Source organism: Candidatus Enterococcus courvalinii (assembly GCF_017315945.1).
Taxonomy (GTDB): domain Bacteria; phylum Bacillota; class Bacilli; order Lactobacillales; family Enterococcaceae; genus Enterococcus_B; species Enterococcus_B courvalinii.
The window spans coordinates 62,398-88,116 of record NZ_JAFLWI010000003.1 but is presented as its reverse complement, the minus strand read 5'-3'; the positions used below and the strand labels follow the sequence as shown (position 1 = coordinate 88,116).

Annotated in this window: 20 protein-coding genes; 8 read left to right on the top strand and 12 right to left on the bottom strand. The window is 37.2% G+C overall.

The window, feature by feature from the left end; all coding sequences use genetic code 11:
* Positions 1–954, top strand: a complete 954-nt coding sequence (gene menA / locus JZO71_RS03110) for a 1,4-dihydroxy-2-naphthoate polyprenyltransferase (protein ID WP_206898140.1) — start codon at positions 1–3, stop codon at positions 952–954.
* Positions 955–1,007: 53 nt separating this feature from the next.
* On the opposite strand, the gene JZO71_RS03105 is transcribed toward menA, so the two are convergent.
* The 4 genes from JZO71_RS03105 to JZO71_RS03090 all read right to left on the bottom strand — a co-directional run bounded on the left by JZO71_RS03105 (position 1,008) and on the right by JZO71_RS03090 (position 4,786).
* The gene (locus JZO71_RS03105; RefSeq protein ID WP_206898139.1) at positions 1,008–1,976 is read right to left on the bottom strand and encodes a biotin--[acetyl-CoA-carboxylase] ligase; all 969 of its coding nucleotides are present in this window, start codon (positions 1,974–1,976) and stop codon (positions 1,008–1,010) included.
* A 110-nt stretch (positions 1,977–2,086) separates the two neighbouring features.
* Positions 2,087–2,890 carry an ABC transporter ATP-binding protein gene (locus JZO71_RS03100; RefSeq protein ID WP_206898138.1) on the bottom strand — a complete coding sequence of 268 codons (804 nt, stop codon included), beginning with the start codon at positions 2,888–2,890 and terminating at the stop codon, positions 2,087–2,089.
* On the bottom strand, positions 2,887–3,792 hold the full coding sequence (locus tag JZO71_RS03095) for an ABC transporter permease (RefSeq protein WP_206898137.1): 906 nt from the start codon (positions 3,790–3,792) through the stop codon (positions 2,887–2,889). The genes JZO71_RS03100 and JZO71_RS03095 overlap by 4 nt, the downstream gene beginning before the upstream one ends.
* Before the next feature lie 22 nt (positions 3,793–3,814).
* Positions 3,815–4,786, bottom strand: coding sequence for an ABC transporter substrate-binding protein (locus JZO71_RS03090; RefSeq protein ID WP_206898136.1), 972 nt, complete (start codon positions 4,784–4,786; stop codon positions 3,815–3,817).
* Positions 4,787–5,505: 719 nt separating this feature from the next.
* Between JZO71_RS03090 and rpoB the strand changes: the two genes are divergently transcribed.
* The 3 genes from rpoB (at position 5,506) to msrA (ending at position 13,719) form a co-directional block, all read left to right on the top strand.
* Positions 5,506–9,123: a DNA-directed RNA polymerase subunit beta gene (rpoB, locus tag JZO71_RS03085; protein ID WP_206898135.1), complete on the top strand. Its 3,618-nt coding sequence runs from the start codon at positions 5,506–5,508 to the stop codon at positions 9,121–9,123.
* Positions 9,124–9,202: 79 nt separating this feature from the next.
* Positions 9,203–12,859 carry a DNA-directed RNA polymerase subunit beta' gene (rpoC, locus tag JZO71_RS03080; protein WP_067484475.1) on the top strand — a complete coding sequence of 1,219 codons (3,657 nt, stop codon included), beginning with the start codon at positions 9,203–9,205 and terminating at the stop codon, positions 12,857–12,859.
* A gap of 314 nt (positions 12,860–13,173) precedes the next feature.
* On the top strand, positions 13,174–13,719 hold the full coding sequence (gene msrA / locus JZO71_RS03075; protein ID WP_206898134.1) for a peptide-methionine (S)-S-oxide reductase MsrA: 546 nt from the start codon (positions 13,174–13,176) through the stop codon (positions 13,717–13,719).
* A 66-nt stretch (positions 13,720–13,785) separates the two neighbouring features.
* Here the strand turns inward: msrA and JZO71_RS03070 are convergent, their stop codons facing one another.
* A complete protein-coding gene (locus JZO71_RS03070) occupies positions 13,786–14,466 on the bottom strand; it encodes a prepilin peptidase (protein ID WP_206898133.1) in 681 nt (226 codons plus the stop codon).
* A gap of 221 nt (positions 14,467–14,687) precedes the next feature.
* Here JZO71_RS03070 and JZO71_RS03065 point away from each other — a divergent pair, with 221 nt between their 5' ends.
* A complete protein-coding gene (locus JZO71_RS03065) occupies positions 14,688–15,155 on the top strand; it encodes a Dps family protein (protein WP_067484481.1) in 468 nt (155 codons plus the stop codon).
* A gap of 115 nt (positions 15,156–15,270) precedes the next feature.
* Here the strand turns inward: JZO71_RS03065 and argH are convergent, their stop codons facing one another.
* Entirely contained in the window at positions 15,271–16,665 is a 1,395-nt protein-coding gene (gene argH / locus JZO71_RS03060) for an argininosuccinate lyase (protein WP_206898132.1), read from the bottom strand.
* An 86-nt stretch (positions 16,666–16,751) separates the two neighbouring features.
* Positions 16,752–17,966: an argininosuccinate synthase gene (locus JZO71_RS03055; RefSeq protein WP_206898131.1), complete on the bottom strand. Its 1,215-nt coding sequence runs from the start codon at positions 17,964–17,966 to the stop codon at positions 16,752–16,754.
* Positions 17,967–18,346: 380 nt separating this feature from the next.
* On the opposite strand from JZO71_RS03055, the gene rplM reads away from it, so the two are divergent.
* Positions 18,347–18,775 carry a 50S ribosomal protein L13 gene (gene rplM / locus JZO71_RS03050; RefSeq protein ID WP_306294856.1) on the top strand — a complete coding sequence of 143 codons (429 nt, stop codon included), beginning with the start codon at positions 18,347–18,349 and terminating at the stop codon, positions 18,773–18,775.
* A 15-nt stretch (positions 18,776–18,790) separates the two neighbouring features.
* Complete coding sequence (gene rpsI / locus JZO71_RS03045) at positions 18,791–19,183, top strand: 30S ribosomal protein S9 (RefSeq protein ID WP_206898130.1); 393 nt, start codon at positions 18,791–18,793, stop codon at positions 19,181–19,183.
* Positions 19,184–19,357: 174 nt separating this feature from the next.
* On the opposite strand, the gene JZO71_RS03040 is transcribed toward rpsI, so the two are convergent.
* The 5 genes from JZO71_RS03040 to JZO71_RS03020 all read right to left on the bottom strand — a co-directional run bounded on the left by JZO71_RS03040 (position 19,358) and on the right by JZO71_RS03020 (position 23,823).
* Positions 19,358–20,593, bottom strand: coding sequence for a tyrosine-type recombinase/integrase (locus tag JZO71_RS03040; RefSeq protein WP_206898129.1), 1,236 nt, complete (start codon positions 20,591–20,593; stop codon positions 19,358–19,360).
* Between the two features lie 68 nt (positions 20,594–20,661).
* Positions 20,662–20,937: a helix-turn-helix domain-containing protein gene (locus JZO71_RS03035; RefSeq protein WP_242590367.1), complete on the bottom strand. Its 276-nt coding sequence runs from the start codon at positions 20,935–20,937 to the stop codon at positions 20,662–20,664.
* 16 nt (positions 20,938–20,953) lie between these two features.
* The gene (locus JZO71_RS03030) at positions 20,954–21,985 is read right to left on the bottom strand and encodes a replication initiation factor domain-containing protein (protein WP_206898127.1); all 1,032 of its coding nucleotides are present in this window, start codon (positions 21,983–21,985) and stop codon (positions 20,954–20,956) included.
* Positions 21,960–22,472 (bottom strand): hypothetical protein, encoded by a 513-nt coding sequence (locus JZO71_RS03025; protein WP_206898126.1) that lies wholly within the window; start codon positions 22,470–22,472, stop codon positions 21,960–21,962. Before JZO71_RS03025 ends, JZO71_RS03030 begins: the two co-directional genes overlap by 26 nt.
* A gap of 484 nt (positions 22,473–22,956) precedes the next feature.
* Positions 22,957–23,823, bottom strand: a complete 867-nt coding sequence (locus tag JZO71_RS03020) for an Rgg/GadR/MutR family transcriptional regulator (protein ID WP_206898125.1) — start codon at positions 23,821–23,823, stop codon at positions 22,957–22,959.
* A gap of 298 nt (positions 23,824–24,121) precedes the next feature.
* Here JZO71_RS03020 and JZO71_RS03015 point away from each other — a divergent pair, with 298 nt between their 5' ends.
* Entirely contained in the window at positions 24,122–25,708 is a 1,587-nt protein-coding gene (locus JZO71_RS03015; protein ID WP_206898124.1) for an ATP-binding cassette domain-containing protein, read from the top strand.
* Positions 25,709–25,719: the final 11 nt, after the last annotated feature.

Below are 25,719 nucleotides of genomic sequence, written 5' to 3'. Positions count from 1 at the left end.
ATGTCACTGAAAATTTTTTTAGAGGTCGTTGAGATTCGAACAAAAGTGGCAAGTGTATTTCCTTTTGCGATAGGGGTTTTATTCTCTATCGCTTTTTTTCATGAAGTACACTGGTTAAGTACACTTTTATTTTTTATAGGAATGTTAGTTTTTGATTTAGCAACGACAGCAATCAATAATTATATGGATTATCAAAAAGCACATTCGGAAGTTTATAAATATCAAGAAAATGTAATCGGTCGAACAAAAACTTCACCAAAAATTATTCGAAATATGATTTTGGGCATGATTGCATTTGTTTTTATTATCGGTATCATTTTAACGATCCAAACGGGTTGGTTACTGCTAGTGATGGGGGTCATTTGTTGCTTTATTGGTGTGTTTTATACTTTTGGTCCAATTCCGTTATCACGTATGCCATTGGGAGAAATTTTTAGTGGATTTACGATGGGGCTGGGGATTTTTGCAATGGTCGTATATGTCAATACTCATAGTACGAATGTATATGATTTGATGATAGATTTTCAAACTGGTAATTTTGCTTTGGAAGGAAATTTTTGGGCGGTCGCAGCTATTGTTCTTGCCTCATTACCATTAGTTTTTACAATTGCCAATATCATGCTAGCCAACAATTTAAGAGATCTTGATCGAGATATTGAAAATCATCGTTATACTTTAGTGTTTTATATTGGTCGTCCAGTGGGTACAGTCCTTTTTCAAAGCTTAATGTATGCTAGTTATGTAGCTATATTGTTGGGATTGTTAACCGGTGTGTTTGAATGGCCGATCTTGATTATCCTAGCAACTTTTCCGAAAATTCATGGGAACTTGCAAGCATTCAAAAAAAGTTTGCCACAGCCAATTAGTTTTAGTTACTCTATCAAAAATATGATTTTATTTAACGGCAGCTATGTTCTAGGATTATTGTTAACCATTCTTTTTCAACATATCTAATAAAAATACGCATATCTTATGATAAAAATTTTGTCATAAGGTATGCGTATTTTTTAATTGATTGATGAAAGACTAATTTCCCCGGAAGATAGTACTTTAAGTTCTTGAGGTGTTTGAACGACTAATTCACCTGTATCAGTAATTGATTTAGCAACACCATGGTAAGTGGCACCTTTTTGGGTAAAAGAGACTTGTTTACCTAACACAAATGATTTTTTTCGATAGAAGGACAAGTATTCTTTATTTGCTGGTTCACGTAAATAACTAAATAATTCTTTCCAAATTTCAATGATTAATTGATTACGAGTAATCAAAGCATGCCCGTCAGGAAATATTGAAGTTGCTTTTTGCTGTATTTCTTGGGGAAATTCATTTTGTGGCAATGAAAAATTAATGCCCATCCCAATAATCACATGACTGATCCTGCCAGATTCCATATCACTAATTGCTTCTGATAAAATACCACAAACTTTTTTACCATTGACATAAATATCATTGACCCATTTGATTTGAGTTGATACTCCTGTAAGTTTTTCAATTGCTTTGGCACAAGCGCTAGCTGCAACCAAAGTATATTGAGGTAACTCATCAAATTCTTGGTTAGGATGCAAAAGTAAACTCATGTAAATGCCACGTCCTGTTTCGGCAAAAAAAGGCCGACCGAAGCGTCCACGTGCGTTTTCCTGCATGTCTGCAACAAATAATGTTGGGTAGTCGATTCCCTTTGCGGCAGCTAGTTTTGCATCTTGCATTGTTGATTCAGAAGTAGCCATTGTTTGCACGCGTAAATGTGGTTGATCGCTCTGAAGCTCCTGTTTGATTTCCGTTGCGTCTAGTACATCAGAAGGTAGGTAGCGATAGCCGGTAGGTCCGTGTTCGAATTGATAGCCAGCTTTTTCTAGTTCTTTGATCGCTTTCCAAACGCTGGTACGAGAAAGTTGTAGTTCTTGGGCGATTTTTTCTCCAGAAAGAAATGTCGTTGAATTTTTTAATAAGCGAAGTACAGTATCTTTTGTAGCCATCTGGTTATCCAACTCCTTTTTTGCTATTGTATCAAATTCTGGCTTTCTTCGTATACAATAGTAAAAAGTTAATTTCTGCTGATTGAATTTTTGTTGAATACAAAGAATGCTTAAGCTAAAAGAACAGTGTCTTCTTTGAGTGTGGTACCACTATTTTTTTTGAAAAGTTCAAGTAATTTAGCAACAGTTAATTGTTGTTTTTCTTCATTTGAAATATCCACGACGATTTGCCCTTGGTGCAACATGATTAAGCGATTGCCGTAACGAATAGCATCTTCCATATCATGTGTAACCATGAAAGCTGTTAATTTTTGCTCCTGAATTAATTTCTGAGTTAATTCCATTACAGTGGCAGAAGTTGCCGGATCAAGTGCAGCGGTATGTTCATCTAATAAAATCAATTCGGGGCGTTGTAGCGTCGCCATTAACAATGTGATTGCTTGTCGTTGCCCACCAGATAATAATCCGATTTCTGTAGTCAAACGATTTTCTAATCCTAAATTCAAGCTTGCTAGTTGCTCTTTAAAAAATTGACGATCCTGAGGTTTTACGCCACGAAAGAAGCCACGTTTCTTTCCTCTTTTCATTGCAAGAGCTAAATTCTCTTCAACAGTTAAACGAACAGCTGTCCCTAGCTTGGGATCTTGGAACACGCGACTGATATTTTTAGAACGTTCTACTACTGATTTTTTGGTAATGTCTTGTTCACGCAAAAGAATTTTTCCTTGATCAGCGGTAAAAGTTCCCGCGATACTATTAAGTAAGGTAGATTTTCCAGCACCATTCCCGCCAATAATTGTTACAAAATCTGCTGGTTGAAGTGAGAGATTAATTCCTTTTAGTACATGATTTTCGTTTGTTGTTCCTTTTTCAAAAGTATGATGTAAATCTTTAATTGTTAGTACGGCATTCATTTGTTGTTCCCTCCTCGACTGAATTTAGGAATACGCAATTTTTCTTGAATTTGTGGGAAAGATAAACAGATTACCAAAACTAAGGCAGAAGCTAACTTGGAGTCACTAGGTTCGACATTTAATTCGAAAACAAGTGCTAAAATAAAACGGTAAATCACTGCACCAAGAATGACTGTCAAGAAACGTGAAAGCAGAGGCTGGTTACGGAATAAGACTTCTGCAATAATAATCGAAGCTAAGCCAATAACGATTGTACCAATTCCAGAGTTTAAGTCAGCAAAGCCGTTGTTTTGTGCAAGTAAAGAACCAGCTAAAGCAATACAACCGTTTGAGATCATATAGCCAATAATTTTCATATTATCCGTGTTGATGCCATTTGCTTCACTCATCGCTAAGTTGTCTCCTGTTGCTCGAATCGCAAGTCCTGTTTCTGTTCTTAAGAAAAACACTAGTAGAAAAACAATCAGTAAAGCGATACATAAACCGACAATCAAAACGGCAGTTGTTTTTGAAACGCCCAATGACTCAACCCATTCAAAAATAGTGGGCTGTCCAAGCAATGAGATATTAGGTGCGCCCATCACTCGTGAAGTCACAGAATACAAACCTGTCATGGTGATGATTCCTGCAAGTAATGCAGGAATTTTTAGTTTTGTATGAAGCAATCCGGAAACTAAACCAGCTAACGCACCGCCTAAAAAGCCTAGTAGGCAAGCAAGCAAAGGATGGATGCCTTGTGTAATACTCATTGCCGCGATCCCAGCACCTAAAGGGAAACTTCCTTCAGCAGTTAGATCAGCAATATCTAAAATACGAAACGTAATATAAACACCAATTGCTAATAATGCCCAAAGAACACCCTGTGAGGCAGAAGATAAGAAAATTGAAAATAGATTTAACATATTTTGTTCCTCCTATTATTTGCTACTCAGCTACTTTAATGCTGGCAGGATCAATTCCTAAAGCATCAGCCATTTTTTCATTCACAATTAGTTCTAAATCGTCTGCAGATTCAACAGGAAGTGAGTCAGGTGTTGCTTTTCCATCAAGAATTTTTGCAGCCATGATTCCAGTTTGTTTTCCAAGTTTTTCATAATCAATGCCGACAGTTGCAAGTCCACCTTCTTTTACTTGTGCAGCTGAACCAGCAACAACAGGGGTCTTTGTTTCTTTTGCTACTTCACCGACGACACTTGCGGCACTAGCGAATGTGTTGTCGGTTGGAATATAAATACCATCCACATCTTTGGCTAAACTTTTCGTTACTTGTTGAACATCGTTGGTTGAATTAGCAGTTAAAACTTTTACTTTAATTCCAGCTTTTTCTAATTCTTTTTGAGCAAGATCACCTTGAAGTTTAGAATTTGCTTCGCCGTTGTTGTACATGATTCCGATTTTTTTTGCATTCGGAACGATGCTTAATAATAAATCAATTTGTTTTTTGATTGGAACCATATCAGAAGTTCCAGTGACATTTCCGCCGGGTTCTTTGTTGGAAGCAACTAGTTTGGCTTCTTTCAAATCAGTCACTGCAGTAACAGTAATCGGAATAGTTGTCGTTTCATTTAGTAATGATTGAGCAGCGGGTGTTGCGATTCCCAACAATAAATCAGGTTTTTCTTTGACTAATTTTTCGCTCATACTTTTTAAGTTATCTTGATTGTTCTGAGCGTTTTGATAATCAATCGTTAAATTTTTTCCTTCGACGTAACCACCTTCTGACAACCCTTCTTTGAATCCTTTATAGGAATCGTCAAGAGAATTATGTTGTACAAGTTGAAGTACGCCGACCGTTTTCATTTCTTCATCGCTATTTTTTGCTTCGCTTTTTTGAGCACAACCACCTAGTGCAATTAATACTGTTAATCCAAGTCCAATTAGTATATTCTTTTTCATTTGATTTCCTCCTTAGTTTTAAGAAACAAAAAAATCCATTCAGACATGACGTCTAAATGGATTCGAAAAAGCGAGAAAATAAATAGAAAAGTATGGTACCAGAAATACTTTGTATTTTCTTTGCTTAGCCACTTAGCGTAATGTCTACGTGGCTTTTTGCGTAATACAAAGTTCTTTAGCCATCATAGATACAAACAAGTTGTTTAACGTTTGTATCCATCATGATGAATACAAACCTATCTAAAGTAGCTAAAGAAAAAGTTATTCAGTTGTGTTGGTGTTATTCGATTAGTTATCATAGTAATTCCTCCACAAAATGAATTTCCTCAATCTTAGCAAAGGGGTTTTGGTCTGTCAATACAAAAGTGATCAATGAAAAAAATTGATAGCAGATGAAAAAATTAAGAAAAGGTTGCGAAAGCAAGTGAGCGAAGCGATGAGAGGTTGACTTTTGTACGAAATACGTGTATTATATGAAGTTGCAAAAACTATCTGATGAATGAAAGGCAGAAACGAAATATTGTCCGTTTCGGCTTTATAAGAGAAACAAAAGTAGGAGCTCACGAAAGTAAGTTTTCAAGAGATTGTTCTATTTTTGGTTTTTTTTTGCCTAAAAGCCGCAAAAAATGTCTGTTGTTACCTAAAAAAAATATTTGAAATATTTTTGTAACAATTAGTCGGGTAGTCTTTTTGAATGACATTTTAGAGGGGTGAAGAGCTTGGCTGGACACGTAGTAAAATACGGAAAACATCGCGAACGTAGAAGTTTCGCACGCATCAGTGAAGTGTTGGAATTACCAAATTTGATTGAAATTCAAACAGACTCTTACCAATGGTTCTTAGATGAAGGACTTAGAGAAATGTTTGAAGACATTTTGCCAATCGATGATTTTAATGGCAACTTATCTTTGGAATTTGTGGATTATGAACTTAAGGAACCTAAGTATACAGTAGCAGAAGCTCGCGCACATGATGCTAACTATTCTGCACCATTGCATGTTACTTTGCGTTTAACAAACCGTGAAACAGGTGAAATCAAAGCACAAGAAGTATTCTTTGGCGATTTCCCACTAATGACTGAACAAGGTACATTTATTATCAATGGTGCTGAACGTGTAATTGTTTCTCAATTAGTTCGTTCACCAGGTGTTTACTTCCATGGGAAAGTAGACAAAAATGGAAAAGAAGGCTTTGGATCAACAGTTATTCCTAACCGTGGTGCTTGGTTGGAAATGGAAACTGACGCAAAAGATATTTCTTACGTACGCATCGACCGTACACGTAAGATTCCTTTGACTGTTTTAGTTCGTGCATTAGGATTTGGTTCCGATGATACGATTTTTGAAATCTTTGGTGATAGCGAAACATTGCGTAATACTATTGAAAAAGATTTGCACAAAAATGCAAGTGATTCACGTACAGAAGAAGGTTTGAAAGATGTTTACGAACGTTTACGTCCAGGAGAACCAAAAACAGCAGATAGTTCTCGTAACTTATTAAATGCTCGTTTCTTCGATCCAAAACGTTACGACTTAGCAAATGTTGGTCGTTATAAAGTAAATAAAAAATTAGACTTAAAAACACGTCTATTAAACTTAACATTAGCTGAAACGTTAGTTGATCCAGAAACTGGTGAGATCATCGTTGAAAAAGGAACTGTGTTGACACACCAAGTGATGGAAACATTAGCTCCATTTATTGACAACGGTTTGAACTCAGTTACTTATTACCCATCAGAAGACGGTGTAGTAACTGATCCGATGACGGTTCAAGTAATCAAAGTATTTTCACCAAAAGATCCAGAACGTGAAGTGAACGTCATTGGTAATGGTTACCCAGAAGCAGCTGTTAAGACTATTCGTCCTGCAGATATTGTTGCTTCGATGAGCTACTTCTTGAACTTAATGGAAGATATCGGAAATGTTGATGATATCGACCATTTAGGTAATCGTCGTATCCGTTCAGTTGGTGAATTATTGCAAAATCAATTCCGTATTGGTTTAGCTCGTATGGAACGTGTGGTACGTGAAAGAATGTCTATCCAAGACACAGAAACATTAACACCACAACAATTGATCAATATTCGTCCAGTTGTAGCAAGTATCAAAGAATTCTTTGGTTCTTCACAGTTGTCACAGTTCATGGATCAAACAAATCCATTGGGTGAGTTAACACATAAACGTCGTCTATCAGCCTTAGGACCTGGTGGTTTGACTCGTGACCGTGCTGGTTATGAAGTTCGTGACGTGCACTATTCTCACTATGGTCGTATGTGTCCGATTGAAACTCCTGAAGGTCCGAATATCGGATTGATTAACAGTTTGTCAAGTTATGCAAAAGTTAATAAATTTGGTTTTATTGAAACACCATATCGCCGAGTTGATCGTGCGACAGGACGTGTTACTGATCAAATTGATTACTTAACTGCTGACATCGAAGACCACTATATCGTTGCCCAAGCAAATAGTATTCTAAATGAAGATGGTACATTTGCTGAAGACGTTGTAATGGCTCGTGCACAAAGTGAAAACTTAGAAGTTTCTATTGATAAAGTTGATTATATGGACGTTTCTCCTAAGCAAGTAGTAGCTGTTGCGACAGCATGTATTCCTTTCTTGGAAAACGATGACTCCAACCGTGCCTTGATGGGTGCCAACATGCAGCGTCAAGCTGTTCCGTTGATCAATCCACAATCACCATGGGTTGGTACTGGTATGGAATATAAATCTGCGCATGACTCAGGTGCTGCCTTATTGTGTAAACATGATGGTGTCGTTGAGTATGTAGATGCTTCAGAAATCCGTGTTCGTCGTGACAATGGCGCATTAGATAAATATGTTGTAACAAAATTCCGTCGTTCAAACTCTGGAACAAGTTATAACCAACGCCCAATCGCTCTTTTAGGCGAACGTGTTGAAAAAGGTGATACTTTAGCAGATGGACCTTCTATGGAACAAGGTGAAATGGCGCTAGGACAAAACGTTTTAGTTGGTTTCATGACTTGGGAAGGTTACAACTATGAAGATGCGATTATCATGAGTCGTCGTCTTGTAAAAGATGATGTTTATACTTCAATCCATATTGAAGAGTATGAATCAGAAGCTCGTGATACAAAATTAGGACCAGAAGAAATTACTCGCGAAATCCCTAATGTTGGGGAAGATGCTTTGAAAGACTTAGATGAAATGGGCATTATCCGTATTGGTGCGGAAGTTCAAGATGGCGATTTACTTGTTGGTAAAGTCACTCCAAAAGGTGTAACTGAATTATCAGCAGAAGAACGCTTGCTACATGCAATCTTTGGCGAAAAAGCTCGTGAGGTTCGCGATACTTCATTACGTGTACCACATGGTGGTGGCGGAATCGTTCACGACGTAAAAATCTTTACTCGTGAAGCTGGCGATGAATTGTCACCAGGTGTTAACATGCTCGTTCGTGTTTATATCGTTCAAAAACGTAAAATTCATGAAGGAGATAAGATGGCCGGTCGTCATGGTAATAAAGGGGTTGTATCCCGTATTATGCCAGAAGAAGATATGCCATTCTTACCTGATGGAACACCAATCGATATCATGTTGAATCCATTAGGGGTACCATCTCGGATGAATATCGGACAAGTATTAGAATTACACTTAGGTATGGCTGCACGTCAATTAGGAATCCACGTAGCGACTCCTGTATTTGATGGGGCGACTGATGAAGATGTTTGGGCAACAGTTCGTGAAGCTGGTATGGCTAGCGATGCTAAAACAGTTCTTTATGATGGTCGTACTGGGGAACCTTTCGATGGACGTGTGTCTGTTGGGGTTATGTACATGATCAAACTTGCCCACATGGTCGATGATAAATTACATGCTCGTTCAATTGGACCTTACTCATTGGTTACACAACAACCATTGGGTGGTAAAGCTCAATTTGGTGGACAACGTTTTGGGGAAATGGAAGTTTGGGCACTGGAAGCTTATGGTGCTGCTTATACCCTACAAGAAATCTTGACATACAAATCAGATGACGTTGTTGGTCGTGTGAAAACATACGAAGCAATCGTTAAGGGTGAACCAATTCCAAAACCTGGTGTACCAGAATCATTCCGTGTATTAGTTAAAGAATTACAATCATTAGGTTTAGACATGCGTGTATTAGATATCCAAGATGAAGAGATTGAATTACGTGACATGGATGATGAAGATGATGACTTGATTACAGTAGATGCTTTAACAAAATTTGCTGAACAACAATCTGCAAAAGAATTAGAAAAACAAGCTGCAGAACAAGTTGAAGAAGTGCATGAAGATGCAATCCAAAACTTTGAAACTGCAGAAGATAAATTAGACTAATCCGGTCTATGGGCTGCGAGGCGGTCGATGATCAGCCGCCTTGTGGTTTTGCCATTAAACGAAATGGAGGGAACCCCTTTTGATCGATGTAAATAAATTCGAAAGTATGCAAATAGGTTTGGCTTCTCCCGAAAAAATCAGAAGCTGGTCTTACGGCGAAGTTAAAAAGCCTGAGACGATTAACTATCGTACCTTAAAACCTGAACGCGAAGGGTTGTTCTGTGAGCGGATTTTTGGTCCTACAAAAGACTGGGAATGTGCCTGCGGAAAATACAAACGTATCCGTTATAAAGGAATTGTTTGTGACCGTTGTGGAGTAGAAGTTACTCGCTCGAAAGTTCGTCGTGAACGTATGGGACACATTGAATTAGCTGCTCCTGTTTCACACATCTGGTACTTTAAAGGTATTCCTTCACGTATGGGTCTTGTTTTAGATATGAGTCCACGTGCATTGGAAGAAATCATTTATTTTGCTTCTTATGTAGTTATCGAACCAGGTAATACTAATTTAGAGAAGAAACAATTATTGACTGAACGTGAATATCGTGAAAAACGTGAACAGTATGGTCAAGAATTCCAAGCTGCAATGGGTGCGGAAGCAATCAAACAATTACTAGATAATGTTGATTTGGATGCAGAAGTTGCAGAATTAAAAGAAGAATTGAAATCAGCACAAGGACAAAAACGTACACGTGCTATTCGCCGCTTAGATATTTTAGAAGCATTCCGTGCTTCTGGAAATGAACCAAGCTGGATGGTTATGGATGTTATTCCTGTAATCCCTCCTGATTTACGTCCAATGGTTCAATTAGAAGGTGGACGTTTTGCAACAAGTGATTTAAACGATTTGTATCGTCGAGTAATCAACCGTAACAATCGTTTGAAACGTTTGTTAGATTTGAATGCACCAGGAATCATTGTTCAAAATGAAAAACGTATGTTACAAGAAGCAGTTGATGCATTGATCGACAATGGTCGTCGTGGCCGTCCAGTTACTGGACCAGGTAACCGCCCATTGAAATCACTTTCTCATATGCTAAAAGGGAAACAAGGTCGTTTCCGTCAAAACTTACTAGGTAAACGTGTTGACTATTCTGGTCGTTCAGTTATCGTTGTTGGTCCTTTCTTGAAGATGTATCAATGTGGTCTTCCAAAAGAAATGGCTATCGAATTGTTCAAACCATTTGTAATGCGTGAATTAGTCCAACGTGAACTTGCATCAAACATCAAAAATGCAAAACGTAAAATCGAACGTCAAGAAGATGAAGTTTGGGATGTTTTAGAAGACGTAATCAAAGAACACCCAGTATTACTTAACCGAGCACCTACACTTCACAGACTTGGTATTCAAGCGTTTGAACCAGTATTGGTACAAGGCCGCGCAATTCGTTTGCATCCACTTGTTTGTGAAGCCTACAATGCCGATTTCGATGGAGACCAAATGGCTGTCCATGTTCCGTTGAATGAAGAAGCACAAGCTGAAGCGCGCATGTTGATGCTAGCTGCACAAAATATTTTGAATCCAAAAGACGGTAAACCAGTTGTAACACCTTCTCAAGATATGGTTTTAGGTAACTACTACCTAACTATGGAAGAAGAAGGTCGTGAAGGCGAAGGAATGGTCTTCAGAGATCAAAATGAAGCTGTAATCGCATGGCGTAATGGCTACGTTCATTTACACTCACGTATTGGTGTAAATCCTAACACATTAGGTGACAAACCATTTACTGATTGGCAAAAAGAACGCACAATGATTACTACTGTTGGTAAGATCATCTTCAATGAAATCATGCCACAAGAGTTCCCTTACTTGAATGAGCCAACTGACTTTAACTTAACAGTTCAAACGCCAGATAAATACTTTGTTGAAGCAGGTACAGATATTCCTGCACACATCAAAGAACAAGAGTTGATCTTGCCATTCAAGAAGAAAAACTTAGGAAACATCATCGCTGAAGTCTTCAAACGTTTTAAAGTTACTGAAACATCTAAAATGCTTGACCGTATGAAAGATTTAGGGTACAAACATTCAACTCATGCAGGTATCACTGTGGGGATTGCGGATATCAGTGTTCTTGAAGAAAAACAAGGAATTATCCAAAATGCACACAAACAAGTTGAAACAATTACAAAACAATTTCGTCGTGGTCTGATCACAGATGACGAACGTTATGAACGTGTAATCGCTGTTTGGAATGCTGCCAAAGATGAAATCCAACAAAAACTGATGGAAGGTTTGGAAGCAAAAAATCCAATCTTCATGATGTCTGATTCTGGGGCTCGTGGTAACATCTCCAACTTTACTCAGCTTGCCGGTATGCGTGGGTTGATGGCCGCTCCGAATGGTCGAATCATGGAATTGCCAATCATTTCTAACTTCCGCGAAGGACTATCTGTCTTAGAGATGTTTATCTCAACTCACGGGGCTCGTAAAGGGATGACCGATACTGCCTTGAAGACAGCCGATTCAGGTTACTTGACTCGTCGTTTAGTTGACGTAGCACAAGATGTTATTATTCGTGAAGAAGATTGTGGTACTGACCGTGGTCTTGAAATTCGTGCAATTCGTGAAGGAAACGAAATCATTGAATCATTAGAGGATCGTTTAATTGGACGTTACACTCGTAAAGAAATCCGTAACCCTGAAACAGACGAACTAATTATTGAAGGAAATGAATTGATTTCTGAAGATATTGCAAAACAAATCGTTGATGCTGGTGTTGAAACTGTAACAATTCGCTCAGTATTCACATGTAATACAAAACATGGTGTATGTAAACATTGTTATGGACGTAACCTTGCAACTGGTTCTGACGTTGAAGTAGGTGAAGCAGTTGGTACAATCGCTGCTCAATCAATTGGTGAACCAGGTACACAGTTAACAATGCGTACATTCCATACGGGTGGGGTTGCCGGAGATGATATTACTCAAGGTCTTCCTCGTGTCCAAGAAATTTTTGAAGCACGTAATCCAAAAGGACAAGCTGTGATCACAGAAGTAACTGGGGATGTTATTGATATCTCAGAAGATCCTGCAACACGTACAAAAGAAGTAACAATTAAAGGTAAAACAGATACTCGTACGTACACTGTACCTTATACAGCACGTATGAAAGTAGCTGAAGGGGATATGATCCATCGTGGTGCACCATTAACAGAAGGTTCAATCGATCCTAAACAATTGTTGCAAGTTCGTGATGTTTTATCTGTTGAAAACTATCTATTGCGTGAAGTACAACGCGTGTACCGTATGCAAGGGGTAGAAATCGGAGATAAACATATTGAAGTAATGGTACGTCAAATGTTACGTAAAGTTCGCGTAATGGACCCAGGTGACACAGAAATCTTACCAGGTACTTTAATGGATATTGCAGACTTCAAAGATCAAAACTACAATACTTTAGTTGCTGGTGGTGTTCCTGCGACATCTCGTCCAGTCTTGCTAGGTATTACCAAAGCTTCATTGGAAACAAACAGCTTCTTATCTGCTGCATCATTCCAAGAAACAACTCGTGTCTTGACGGATGCTGCAATTCGCGGTAAGAAAGATCCACTTCTTGGTTTGAAAGAAAATGTTATCATCGGTAAAATCATCCCAGCTGGTACTGGTATGCAACGTTACCGTGACATGGAACCAAAAGAAGTTGGTGTTGCTAGCGAAAATGTGTACAGTATTTCTGATATTGAAGCACAAATGGCTGCTGAAGATGCAATGAACAATAATCAAACAAAATAAATCAATTACTTGAGAATTTTGAATTGAAATAAAAGGAGGTCGAACGTCATGACGTTCGACCTCTTTTGTGTTTTGTGGATAAAAGTTGGCGAAGCTAAGGAGAAAATATCCACAAGAATAATAAATAAAAAGAAAAATAAAATTTCCACATGTGGACAACTTGCTGGCTACTAGTTTTTAAGGAAGTAAAATTCATCTTTTGAAATATACCCCCGCAGGGTAAGTGCGATAGGGCTTTATTTTCTTTGGTTTCAAGCAAAATAATGTCCCTTTTCTTAGAAATGAGTATGATAAAGAAAAGGGGATGACATAAAATGACAAGTAAAACGAAAACAGCAGTCTTTGCTGGCGGATGCTTTTGGTGTATGGTAAAGCCTTTTGATACGCAACCAGGGATTATTTCAGTCACTTCTGGTTACACTGGCGGACATGTTCCGAATCCAACATATGAACAAGTAACAATGGGGACAACAGGACACACGGAAGCTGTAGAAATTGAATATGATCCGGAAATCATCAGTTATGAACAATTATTGGATACTTATTGGCAACAAACAGATCCAACTGATGCATTAGGACAATTTGCTGATCGAGGTGACTCATATCGACCAGTTATTTATTATGGGAGTGAAGAAGAACAAAGACTAGCTGAGGAATCGAAGCAACGTTTGGAAGCAAGTGGTCGATTTGAACAACCAATTGTAACGAAAGTTGAACCAAAGGTAACGTTTTATCCAGCTGAAGAGTATCATCAAGACTATTATAAAAAAAATCGTGTACATTATAATTTATATCGTGAAGGTTCTGGCCGTGCTGGTTTTATCCGAAAAAATTGGTCAGATAAGATATCTAAAAAATAACGCAAAGAATTTCTATTTGGAATAGTCGCCAGTAAAAAACGATGGCTCTGGTCATCGTTTTTTTATTTACTTGTTGCTTAAAACAATTATTAATCCCATAGTTAGAAAAGGGATAAATGGTAGTTGTACCAGTTGTTTACGATAACGTACATAGTAGAAAACAAAGTATGTTACGCCTAGTAAGCTCGCGATAAATAGTAGTTGCGCTAAGGAAACTAATGATAATCCGCCACTCCAACAAATCAGTAATAAACAATCGCCTATTCCTAATGATCTAGGCGCAAAAAATAAAATCAAACACATAACAAAAGCGACTAGGATAACACTCTTCCAATGAAAGCTGGCATTCAAAAACCAGGATAACCACAAGATTCCCCACATAAGATAAAGAAGTAAAGAATCAATTAACAGATAAAAGATATCCATTAGACTTAACAGAAAAGCCGTGCTAATCCAAAATAAAAGAAGAAGATTCCATGAATAAAAATAAAAATGCCAGCTAAATAATGCGCCACAAACTACCTCGGCTAAAAAATAACTAATTGGCAATTTAGAATGGCAATAGCGGCAGTGAAAATTTTGCCAAAGTATTGAGAATAAAGGAATCAATTCATACCAAGCTAAACGTGTTTGACAGTGATTACAATGTGAGCCAGGTGATAGAATGGATTCGTTAATGGGAATCCGTTGTGCAATTAAACAAAAGAATGACCCGAAACAACTACCAAGAATAAAATGAAGTATCATCTGATTTGCTCCTTTCTAAAATGAAATACGCAAAGTGATACGCAGAAAATTATTTAGTTGGAATCACCGAAAGACAAATGATATATCATTTACCTTTCGGTGATTCTTTTGATTTAAAGAACACTTGGATGAAAATCATTCTCAGGTAATTGGTTTTAGTGTACATTTAATTGAAAATTGACTATGATTTTATATGTAAACAAATGTAGGGAGGTAACAAAATGAAATTTCCAAAAACAAAAGAAGTATTGAATCAATTAGTTGCAGATTTAAGTCAAATGTCTGTTGTGGTGCATCAAACACATTGGTACATGAGAGGTCCAGGTTTTCTTACTTTGCACCCAATGATGGACGAATTCATGGATGATCTAAATGATCAATTAGATGAAATCTCAGAACGTTTAATCACTCTTGATGGCGCACCTTATTCAACATTACGTGAATTTGCAGACAATACAAAAATTTCTGATGAAGTAGGCCGTTGGGACCGTACGATTCCAGAACGTTTAGAAACATTAGTGAAAAATTATCGTTATTTAGCTGATCTTTATCAAAAAGGAATTGAAGTTTCCGGTGAAGAAGGCGACGATCCTACACAAGATATCTTTATTGAATTTAAAACAGCAACTGAAAAACGCATCTGGATGATCCAAGCACACCTTGGAAAAGCGCCAGAAATTGATGCTTAAAAATTTATTTCTATAATAATAGAAGAAAAAGACACGCAACTCATTAAGTTGTGTGTCTTTTTGTGTGGAAGGAGGGAACGCCCCCAATGCATTACTAACCCCTTTACAAAGCACTTCAGGACAAGTGAGCGACCTCAGATGCTAACTGAGAAAATGCGTGGTCGATTTGTGTTCTTACTTGGTCAAAGCCAGTTCCACCTTCGGAGTGTCTTCTTTGAACGGCTACTTCTGAACGTAAAGTATCGTAAATATCGTCTTCAATCAGTGAACTGATGGCTTGGAATTCAGTTAACGGAATATCCTGTAAAAAATAGCCTCTTTGTGTACAGTGGAGGACAAGTTTTCCGACAATTTCATGTGCTTGACGGAAAGGCATTCCTTTGGTAGCTAAGTAGTCAGCTAATTCTGTTGCATTAGAAAAATCTTGTTGCGTGGAAGCATACATACGTGATTGATTGACTTTCATTGTTGCAATCATGCCATCCATGATCGTTAAACTGGCTAGAACTGTTTCACTTGAGTCAAACATACCTTCTTTATCTTCTTGAAAATCTTTATTGTATGCAAGTGGTAAACCTTTCATCAAGGTTAAAAGACCAAAAAGATTTCCGTAAACTCTACCTGTTTTCCCACGAATAAGTTCAGCCATATCTGGATTTTTCTTTTGTGGCATAATTGAACTTCCTGTTGAGAAAGTATCTGTCAATTCAACAAATTGAAACTCATGACTGCACCACAAAATCAATTCCTCGCAAAAACGTGAAAGATGCATCATTAAAAGAGAACAGTTGCTTAGAAATTCTAAGATAAAATCACGATCACTCACAGCGTCCAAACTGTTTTGATAAATACCAGAAAAATCTAATTCTTTTGCTGAAAATTGACGGTCGATTGGAAAGGTAGTTCCAGCTAGTGCTGCACTGCCAAGTGGAGATAAATCAATTCGTTTTAAACTTTCTTCAAAACGTTCGGCATCTCTAGTCAACATCTGATAATAAGCGAGCAGATGTTGACCAAAGGAGATTGGCTGTGCATGTTGGAGGTGCGTATATCCAGGCGCAATTGTTTCAACGTGTTCTTCTGCTTTCTTGACTAAAGTTGTTCGTAATTGGTGAAGTTTGGTTATTAATTCCAAAACAGTTTCCTTGAGAAAAAGATGCATATCTGTCGCGACTTGATCATTTCGACTGCGAGCGGTATGTAACTTTCCCGCAACTGCACCGATTTCTTGATGAAGCAATGTTTCGATATTTAAGTGAATATCTTCGTTTTCAATGGTGAACTGCAATTCATTTGCTGCTAATTTTTGTTGCAAAGTTTCTAAACCAGAAATAATTGCTGAAGTTTCATCTGTGGTTAAAATTCCTGTATGACCAAGCATCTTGACATGAGCCAAGCTGCCAAGGATATCTTGCTTTGCTAACTTCTGATCAAAAGAAATGGATGCTCCAAATTCATCAATCCATTGTTCACTTTCGCCTTGAAAACGACCACCCCAAAGTTTTTCCATATCTGTTCCTCCCCAAAAATTATGTAAAACAATGAAGATTTCTTTTTCCTGTTATAACGTAAAGAAATCTTCATTAGCTAGTATAGTTAAATTATTTGTGACAAGTTTTCTTGTTGTGATTGTACTTCAGCGTGGACCTTAGAAGGTAATCCCCAAAGTTTGATGAACCCAATAGCAGCTTGTTGATCAAAGGTATCTGCGGATGTATAAGTAGCCAGTTCTTCGCTATACAGACTATTGAATGATTTCCGCCCCTCAACAATCACGTTTCCTTTAAAGAGTTTGACCCGAACGGTCCCATTTACATAAATTTGTGTTGATTTTAGAAATTGTAACAAGGCTTCTGTTAATGGATTGAACCATAAACCATCATAAATCATTTGGCTGAGCTGCTGTTCAATTAGTGGTTTAAAGTGGGCAAGCTCACGTACAAAAGTCAAATCTTCCAATTCTTTGTGCGCTTGCATCAAGACCACTGCCCCGGGACATTCATAAACTTCACGTGATTTGATACCAACTAACCGATTTTCAACATGATCAATTCGACCGATTCCATGTTTACCAGCGAGCTGATTTAAGGTCAAGATTAGTTGTGATAAAGACATCTTTTCTTGATTTAATTCAATTGGGATACCGTGTTCAAATGTTACCTCAATCACATCGGGTAGATCTGGTGTGTATTCTAAAGCAGTCGTTAACTCGTAAGCTCCTGCAGGTGGGGTTGCCCAAGGGTCTTCTAAAATTCCGCATTCACATGCACGTCCCCAAAGATTTTGATCAATTGAATAAGGATTATCTAAATTTGCAGGAATTGGAATATCATTTGCTTTTGCATAAGCAATTTCTTCTTCACGAGACCACTGCCATTGACGAACAGGAGCGATAATTTTTAAGTCGGGTGCTAGAGCATTGATTGCAACTTCAAATCGAACTTGGTCATTTCCTTTTCCGGTACAACCATGAGCGATAGTTGTAGCTCCTGTTGTGCGAGCAAGTTCAACTAGTTTCTTCGCAATTAAGGGGCGTGAAAGGGCAGAAACTAATGGATACGATTGTTCATAGAAGGTGTGTCCTTGAAGAGCGACCAAAGCAAATTCTTGCGCAAACTCCTCTTTAGCATCAATCGCATAAGAAGCGCTAGCACCAACTTGCAATGCTTTTTCTTTGATAAAGGACGTATCTTTTCCTTCGCCGATATCTAAACAACAAGCAATCACGTCATAGCCTTCATCCGTCAGCCACTTAATGGCAACAGATGTATCTAATCCACCGGAATAAGCTAAAATAATTTTCTCTTTCATAAAAAAACTCCCCTTACTTTGCATTCTTTTTGAAAATTGATGTTTCAAATAATAGCATCATAAAAATAAAAAAGCAACACTTTTATTAAATAAATATACAATATTTGGTAATTTAATTGTTTAATATACAATAAATAGCGGATTTAAATTCTTTTTTATACAATAAATGGAATTGGAAGTGTAGAGGCAGATAGGAGGATAGATAAAGGATGTAAACTTTTGAAAAATTTTTCATACGAGCAGAAAAACGTTGACATTATGCGAAGTAGCAGGTAATATGTTAAATGGTATTGTTTGCCCCACAAAGAGCCCCGGAAACTCGAAGTGTATGTCAAACATCAGAACTTAAATTGGAGGAAACTAACGTGCGTACAACATATATGGCCAAACCAGGCGAAGTAGAACGTAAATGGTATGTAGTAGACGCAACTGATGTTCCATTGGGACGTCTTTCAACAGTTGTTGCATCTGTACTACGTGGTAAAAATAAACCAACTTTCACACCTCATGTGGATACTGGCGATTTCGTCATTGTTATCAATGCAGATAAAGTGAAATTAACAGGTAAAAAAGCGACTGACAAAATTTATTACCGTCACAGCAACTACCCAGGTGGATTGAAATCAGTCACAGCTGGCGAATTGCGTGCTAAAAATTCTCGTCGTTTAATCGAAACTTCAGTAAAAGGAATGCTTCCTAAAAACACTTTAGGTCGCAAACAATTTACTAAATTGAACGTATATGGTGGTTCAGAACATCCACATACTGCTCAACAACCAGAAGTTTTAGATATCACAAACTTAATCTAATAGGAGGGAATTTCATTGGCACAAGTTCAATATATCGGCACAGGCCGTCGTAAAAATGCAGTTGCTCGCGTACGTTTAGTACCAGGAACTGGTAAAGTTACTGTAAACAAAAAAGATGTTGAAGAATACATCCCACATGCTGACTTGCGTGAAGTTATCAATCAACCTTTCGCTGTTACTGAAACAAAAGGCGCATATGACGTTTTTGTTAACGTAAACGGTGGAGGCTACGCTGGACAATCAGGAGCTATCCGTCATGGTATCGCTCGTGCATTGCTAGAAGTTGATCCTGACTTCCGTGCAGCTCTTAAACGTGCTGGCTTGCTTACACGTGATGCACGTATGGTTGAACGTAAAAAACCAGGTCTTAAGAAAGCTCGTAAAGCTTCTCAATTCTCTAAGCGTTAATATCCTTTATATATCAACGTTTCAGGCACTTTCCAATTTTTGGGAAGTGTCTTTTTTTGTACGCTTAGGTACGAAAAAATGTACGAGATTTTGAATTGGCTGTTTTTAAGACCTAGGTCAGATACTATATCATCGTTCTTTTTAGGTTGTTTAATTGTTATTTTAAATAGTTATTTATTTTGCTTGTCGCGCTTCATCTAGGCGTTTCTCGAATTTCTCATAAGTGGAAAGATCGACAACATTTGGGGTATTGACGTATATTTCTGTCGTTTTGATATCCGAGTGAGTTAAGGCTTGAGAAATTTGCGCCATTGTTGCACCACCTTCACGAGCCAACGTGCTAAAGGTATGTCGTAGCTTGTGTGGATTTGTCTGGGTTAGTTCCTCATGTCTTCGGCGAATGGATTTTAGCCGATAATTTAAGTAATCCACATGCACCGGAATATTTACTTCGCCACTTCGATTGGCATAGGTGAAAAGAAATTGTTCTTTTGTCTGCTTAATCCCAAGTTGTAAAAGTTCTTCCTTTTGTTTTTGCTTCCATTCTTTCAATAGTTTAATAAGGAATGTCGGAATCTTGAACTTCGTGGCCTTTCGACCTTTTGTGGATTTTAAATTACCAAATTTATCCTTACTTTGAATCAAACTGACATAACCATTTTCAAAATCAATATGCTTCCACTGGAGGGCATAGGATTCGCTCTTGCGGTCCCCTAGGTTCAACGTTAGCATCAAGAGAACATAATCTTGTATGATTAGAGAACCATTGCTGTAATCCTCATTGGCTGCGTCTAGCCAAGCAATCAATTCTTCGGCTGTCAGTGCTTCACCGTTTAGCTGACGTTCCGCCTTTAGTTGCTGTTTCTTAGGATCACCCACATACCGAATCACTTTCTCAATCCGATTGTATTCGATATACTCTAATAGCTCCGCAATATCAAAAATCTGATTGACGTAACTTTTGATGATTTTGATATTGGCATAAGTTTGGGACTTTCTCATCAAAGCACGAAGCACAAAGTCTTTATTGTCGTTTAAGAACTTTATGGAATATTCACCAAACATCGGCAGAATATGAAGACGGAAGACATCTTTTGTATTGCTGATGGTTGTGGCAGTTGGTATTTGTCTAGATCGTCCGGTAGAACCGGCGATATACATATCCAACCAAACTGTTTCATAAAACTCTTTGAATTTGATATGCCCGTTTAATTCAAATGAACGAGCACTCTTTTCATTAAGCACACGTTGAATTTTTTGAGACACGTCTTTTTCAGCCTGTTCCGCTTCTTTTTTCGTCCTAAATGTTTTGCGGTAGCGCTCGGTAGTGACACCGAGAATTTGTCGCACCTCCTTGGGGTAAAACACCTCCAATTTGTAGTGGTTGTTTTTCAGTTTAGTAATTGCCATGTTACTTCCTACTTTCTTATACGCAAACCAGAACGTAGGAATGACTACGTTCTGATTATAAACCGCTTCTAGCGAGTATAGCAATGGAGCCATTCGTCTATAGCTTGCCGATCAAAACGCACAACACCTTGAATCGTGATTTTTGGCAGTCCTTGTTCGACCCATTTATCCAAAGTGTTGTTCGCAATATGGAGATATTGGCAAGTTTCTTTCTTGGTTAAATAGCGTTTGTCGATCGCAGCATCTTGTCGTACTTGATTCACATTGTTTAGAAGAAGTGTGTAAACACTATTTCCTAGCTGTTTCATTTGCTCATCGTTCAGTAAAAATTGAACTTCGTGCATAGGCAACCTCCTTTCTCTAGTAATAATCTTCATTTTCCAATTCCAGTATTTTTTGTTCGATAAAGGTCTGATCTGTTTCCGTGAATTTTTCTTTTCCTTTGGCTAGTAATTCTCTCAAATAGACCTCTGCTTGTTCTGGGCCATAGGCTTGTAGAAAAGCTTCATAAATCATGGCGAGCGATTTCGAAGTGGCATTTTCTAACCAAGCTTTCTTCTTGGAAAAGGTTGGCTTTTCACGAACTACACGTAAGGGGATTTTGGGAATGTCCCCCACAAATTTATCCCACCATTTCATGTTCGGCCAACGAGCTTTGTTATGATAGTTGACGGGTCCTTTGGGTTTGGTCTTGAAGCTGTAGTGGGAAGCTAAAATGCCACGAATTACCGTATTGAGTGGTATTCCTTTCGCAAGCTTTTCTACGGCTTGCCGAGCTTTCTGATCGGTTAATTCCAGTTCCCAGCGAACCCACTCGTTGACTTGGGCAATTTCCCCTGTTTTATCGCGGATTTCTTGCTTTTTGTCATAAATCCGCAGTAGTTGTGGCTGAGCGCCAATATAAAGCGTATGACCAGTCAGAATCCCTTCCTGTAGTTGCCCACTGTTTACTTCCCGAAAGTGGCGGCTTTGAGAGCTGAGTTGGCCGTTCTTCACGTATTTTTGCAAGGTAGATACAGGAGGGGAAGAGCCGTCAAATAAATCCATTGCCAAGTCGGCACGAGTAATGGTTCCTTTGGCTTTTAAAATGGTGGCTAAGAATTTCTGCCAATGCCAACCCTCCACACTAGACATATATTCTTCATATTGGCGACACCCTTGACCCGATAAGTTTACTAACAGATTGTTGTGGTGGTCACTTTGGTGAATGATAATATCTGCAAAGGAATAGTGAGAATCGTAAGTGGGAAAAGGGCTCCCTTTCTTTTCCGAAGTGAAGTCAGAAAGGGCAATTCCCAATAAGTCTGCAACTTTTTCCATTGAAGCATCCGGTAATGAAAAACGTAGAAAATCGATCAGACATTCGTTACTTTGCCGGGGTATTTGGTTCATTCACATCTCCTAGTTGATAGGAGGTGGCACTGATTTTCAATGCTGCAAATTGCCAGGTGTCAATCATTGGTTGACCTTCTCCCACAAATGATTTTTTCTGAATTTTTCGGGGATAGACATTTAAACCATTAAAACGAATGGGAATCAACTCGCCGTCTTCATAGTTATCTAAAATGGGCAGTTCTTCTTGATGCTCGACCACAATGGTGATCGGGGAGCCGAGTTCTGTTCCGCCGTTATTCAGAACCAGTTCGACAAAAGCCCGATCATAGACTTTGAAGGTGAGGGTCATTAGCCCGGTTTCTACACGTTCGCCAACATGGTTCTGTTCACGTTCCATCCGCATTTGAATATCACTTTTGACTACAACAAAACGTTGCGGGAGTTTGAATTGTTTGAGATCGAAACGTAGACTGGCTAGATTGACAGTTTCTGAATCGTTTAGTGAGATACTGGTTCCTTTTTGGATCATTAATTTTTTTGACATGTGTATTTCTCCTTTGGTTTTGAATTTAGTCTTTGTTCTAATTGGTTAAAATAAAGTAGAGTGGGTGCACGAATCAGATGCATAAAATTTCCTCCTTTCACTAACAAGAACAATTTGGAACCCCCTCTTTTCCAAAAAATGTGGAATTTCTCATAATTTTCTTTGTGAGTGATTTCCCTTCCATTACTACTACAATCTGAGTAGGGCAATTTTTCGAAACAACAGGCAATTGAATTGACTTGTAAGAGATTCTTAAACTATTTGCTTCTTAATCGCCTCATTTCGAAAAAGTTTCTTTTTTGAGAAAACACAAAAAAGACGTGTAAACGAACTCGGCTCTGCCGCTGGCAGCCGGTCCGTTCACACGTCTTTTGGTTTTTTATTTAGCTAATTTTGACAAAAATTGAATCTTTCAAGAATGCTCGTGAAGCCTTTTGTAGCAACCCTTAGAGGGATTTCCAATGAGTTTGGTACCCCCGTGTTACTAACGGGGTGAGATACATTTTTCTTTAAATTCATTTATGAATTGATATAAGGCATCATCTCCCGATATTTTTATAGCTTCTAACATGGCATTTAGTTGATTAAGAACGTTTGAATCATTCTTCATTTTTAACTGATGAAGAAGTTTAAAGCTTACGTATTTTGTTCTATCGAATGTTGAACTGTCTAAGAAGGAAGATTCAAGGTTTTTGAAAATATAACTTCTTAAATAGGGCTCATTTCTAATAAAGGAAAGGCGTAATACATTGAAAATAAATGAATTCCAATCAGATGAAAAATAGGTATTATCGATAAAGAGTTTCATTTTTTTAATCCTATAATTAATTGCATTAATAATAAAATCTGTTTCAAAAATGAACAGGCAATTTATTAGGATTGACAATTCAAAGCGTCCCCAAGATTCTACGCTTTCCAAATGCTTTTTTAATATTGTAGCCTCTTCGGAAGTTGAAAAATCTTTCTCTTGGTCATGAAGAAATTGTATAAGTAGGTCATTCATAAGGTAGGTAAAATAATAAAAATTATCCCCCGTTTCTTTATATCTAGAATACAAATTATTGATAATTTTACCTGCTGACTCATCATCTGTAGTATCATGAATCATCTTTTTAGCAAGTAACCTTTTATCAGAAACGTGTGAATCCATATAAAGAAAAGAATATTCCTCTAGTGTTATATTCATCCGTTCAAGATACTGGATAAGAATATCGAAGGAAATTCGGCTTCCTCTATTTTCAAAAGCTGCTAGTGTTCCTCGAGATGAAATTCCATATGCTAATTGATTTTGAGTAATTCCGCGTTCTGATCTTAACTTCTTAATTAGTTTACCGTGATTGACTGCCCTCATCTCATTGAAGCCTCCTCATAAAAAATGTTGCAATTCTGCACATTGTGTTCTGACTTTTATATACAGGATTATAATGCCAATATAATCAGTTTTACAAGGAGCGTGAAAAATATGTATTCACTCGATGAATTTAGTTGGGATGTCGTACCTCCGAGACTATTTTAATTTGCTTTTATGAGCTTTACAACACCTATAAATATATGGGTGTTCATATGAAACAGATTAAAAGGTATATTATTATCTTAAATAAATCTAGATACAAGAAACAGTTAGTAGAATAAGTCAAAGTAAGAAGGTGATGGTTATTCGAACAAGTATCTTAAATTTTATGAAATCGAATATATTTTTTTTATTATTACTGGTGATATTGAGCACTTGCTTAAGCATATTGGGCACTATTATTCCCAATATTTCCGGGTCGTTTTTGGATAAATTGATAGAGCAACAATCTATGAAACCAATATACAATGTGGTGGTCTTACTTTTTTTTATTGGCTTTTTTCAACTCTTGCTATCTTTTGTTCTTTCTATAGTAGGCGCGTTATTTACAGAGAAACTTGCTTTCGTAATGAGAAAAAAAAGCTTTGAACTACTTTTAAAAAAAGAATTGGAGTATGCGAAGATTTTTGATGAAAAAGGTACAAACCAAATTATATATAGTGATAGCGAAGTAATATCTAATTTTTGTTTGTCAATTATATCGTCCTTACTTGCAACCGGGGTTTCTATCTTGGTAGCTACTTTTTTTATGGGACGCTTAAGTATGATTATAACTATACTCATTTATATAAGCTTGCTTTTTTATTTTATATTTTTAAGAATATTGAAGCCTTATCTTCAAAGTAAGAATTTGCTTTTTAAAAATTCGTATACAAACTACTTTGGCATCTTTTCGGATTTGATTTCAAATTTGAGAGTGATCAGGTTAAACGATAAAAAAAACGAAAGCCTAATCATTTTCAGAAAGAAATTTGATAATTATTTAGATAGTGTTTTGTCATATAAAAAAGTTTCCTTTTCGTTTCAATCAGGAGACTTATTTATATCTGTGCTTACACAAATAATAATATTTTTAATTGGTGGAAAAAGTTATACAGAAGGAAACTTGTCTATCGGGGATATAACCATTTTGCTGGCCTACTATAATATCTTGTTTGGAGGAATGAAGAATATTTCTGGATTTTACACGTCTTATGTTACTGCAAAAGTATCTCTCGATAGACTTACTGGGATAGTTGATTATAAAAGCTTCCAGAATGCACCTTTTCTGGAATTTGAGGGACAACTTAATAGAATCGAACTAAGAAATGTTCGATTTAGTCATTTGGGAGATTCAAAAGAATTTACTTTTAGTTATTCTTTTGAAAAAGGAAAAATTTACTTGTTGAATGGTCAAAATGGCGTGGGTAAAACTACGTTGCTTAATCTTATTTCTTCGATTTTCTCAACTCGTTATAATGGAGAAATTCTTTTTAACGATTATGATATTCGGAGTTTAGATAAAGATAAACTTATTGAATCACATATTTCAGTAGTACCTCAGGATGAACAATATACTGGTGGATTGTATTTAGATTTAAGTTATCAGGATATAAGTGAAGATATTTTTAACCTTTTTGAAAAATATAAATTGTCCTCAGAATTAGATATGCAAGAAAAATTAAATTTATCCGGTGGAGAAAATCGAAAAGTATCGATCATGACAGCGCTAAATAAGAAATTTGATTTATTAATTTTAGACGAACCGACTAATCAATTAGATGGCTGTTCAAAAGATACTCTTGTAAGCTATTTGGAGAATATAAAGAAAGACAAAATTATTATAGTATCCTCACATGATGAAATTTTTGAACAAATTTCAGACCAGATAATATCGTTAGAATAGGAGAAAACATA

Bases quoted from the DNA above. Each gene is read 5' to 3' on its own strand.
- menA (WP_206898140.1), top strand. From the start codon at position 1: ATGTCACTGAAAATTTTTTTAGAGGTCGTTGAGATTCGAACAAAAGTG.
- JZO71_RS03105 (WP_206898139.1), bottom strand. From the start codon at position 1,976: ATGGCTACAAAAGATACTGTACTTCGCTTATTAAAAAATTCAACGACA.
- JZO71_RS03100 (WP_206898138.1), bottom strand. From the start codon at position 2,890: ATGAATGCCGTACTAACAATTAAAGATTTACATCATACTTTTGAAAAA.
- JZO71_RS03095 (WP_206898137.1), bottom strand. From the start codon at position 3,792: ATGTTAAATCTATTTTCAATTTTCTTATCTTCTGCCTCACAGGGTGTT.
- JZO71_RS03090 (WP_206898136.1), bottom strand. From the start codon at position 4,786: ATGAAAAAGAATATACTAATTGGACTTGGATTAACAGTATTAATTGCA.
- msrA (WP_206898134.1), top strand. From the start codon at position 13,174: ATGACAAGTAAAACGAAAACAGCAGTCTTTGCTGGCGGATGCTTTTGG.
- JZO71_RS03070 (WP_206898133.1), bottom strand. From the start codon at position 14,466: ATGATACTTCATTTTATTCTTGGTAGTTGTTTCGGGTCATTCTTTTGT.
- JZO71_RS03065 (WP_067484481.1), top strand. From the start codon at position 14,688: ATGAAATTTCCAAAAACAAAAGAAGTATTGAATCAATTAGTTGCAGAT.
- argH (WP_206898132.1), bottom strand. From the start codon at position 16,665: ATGGAAAAACTTTGGGGTGGTCGTTTTCAAGGCGAAAGTGAACAATGG.
- JZO71_RS03055 (WP_206898131.1), bottom strand. From the start codon at position 17,966: ATGAAAGAGAAAATTATTTTAGCTTATTCCGGTGGATTAGATACATCT.
- rplM (WP_306294856.1), top strand. From the start codon at position 18,347: ATGGCCAAACCAGGCGAAGTAGAACGTAAATGGTATGTAGTAGACGCA.
- JZO71_RS03040 (WP_206898129.1), bottom strand. From the start codon at position 20,593: ATGGCAATTACTAAACTGAAAAACAACCACTACAAATTGGAGGTGTTT.
- JZO71_RS03035 (WP_242590367.1), bottom strand. From the start codon at position 20,937: ATGCACGAAGTTCAATTTTTACTGAACGATGAGCAAATGAAACAGCTA.
- JZO71_RS03030 (WP_206898127.1), bottom strand. From the start codon at position 21,985: ATGAACCAAATACCCCGGCAAAGTAACGAATGTCTGATCGATTTTCTA.
- JZO71_RS03025 (WP_206898126.1), bottom strand. From the start codon at position 22,472: ATGTCAAAAAAATTAATGATCCAAAAAGGAACCAGTATCTCACTAAAC.
- JZO71_RS03020 (WP_206898125.1), bottom strand. From the start codon at position 23,823: ATGAGGGCAGTCAATCACGGTAAACTAATTAAGAAGTTAAGATCAGAA.
- JZO71_RS03015 (WP_206898124.1), top strand. From the start codon at position 24,122: ATGGTTATTCGAACAAGTATCTTAAATTTTATGAAATCGAATATATTT.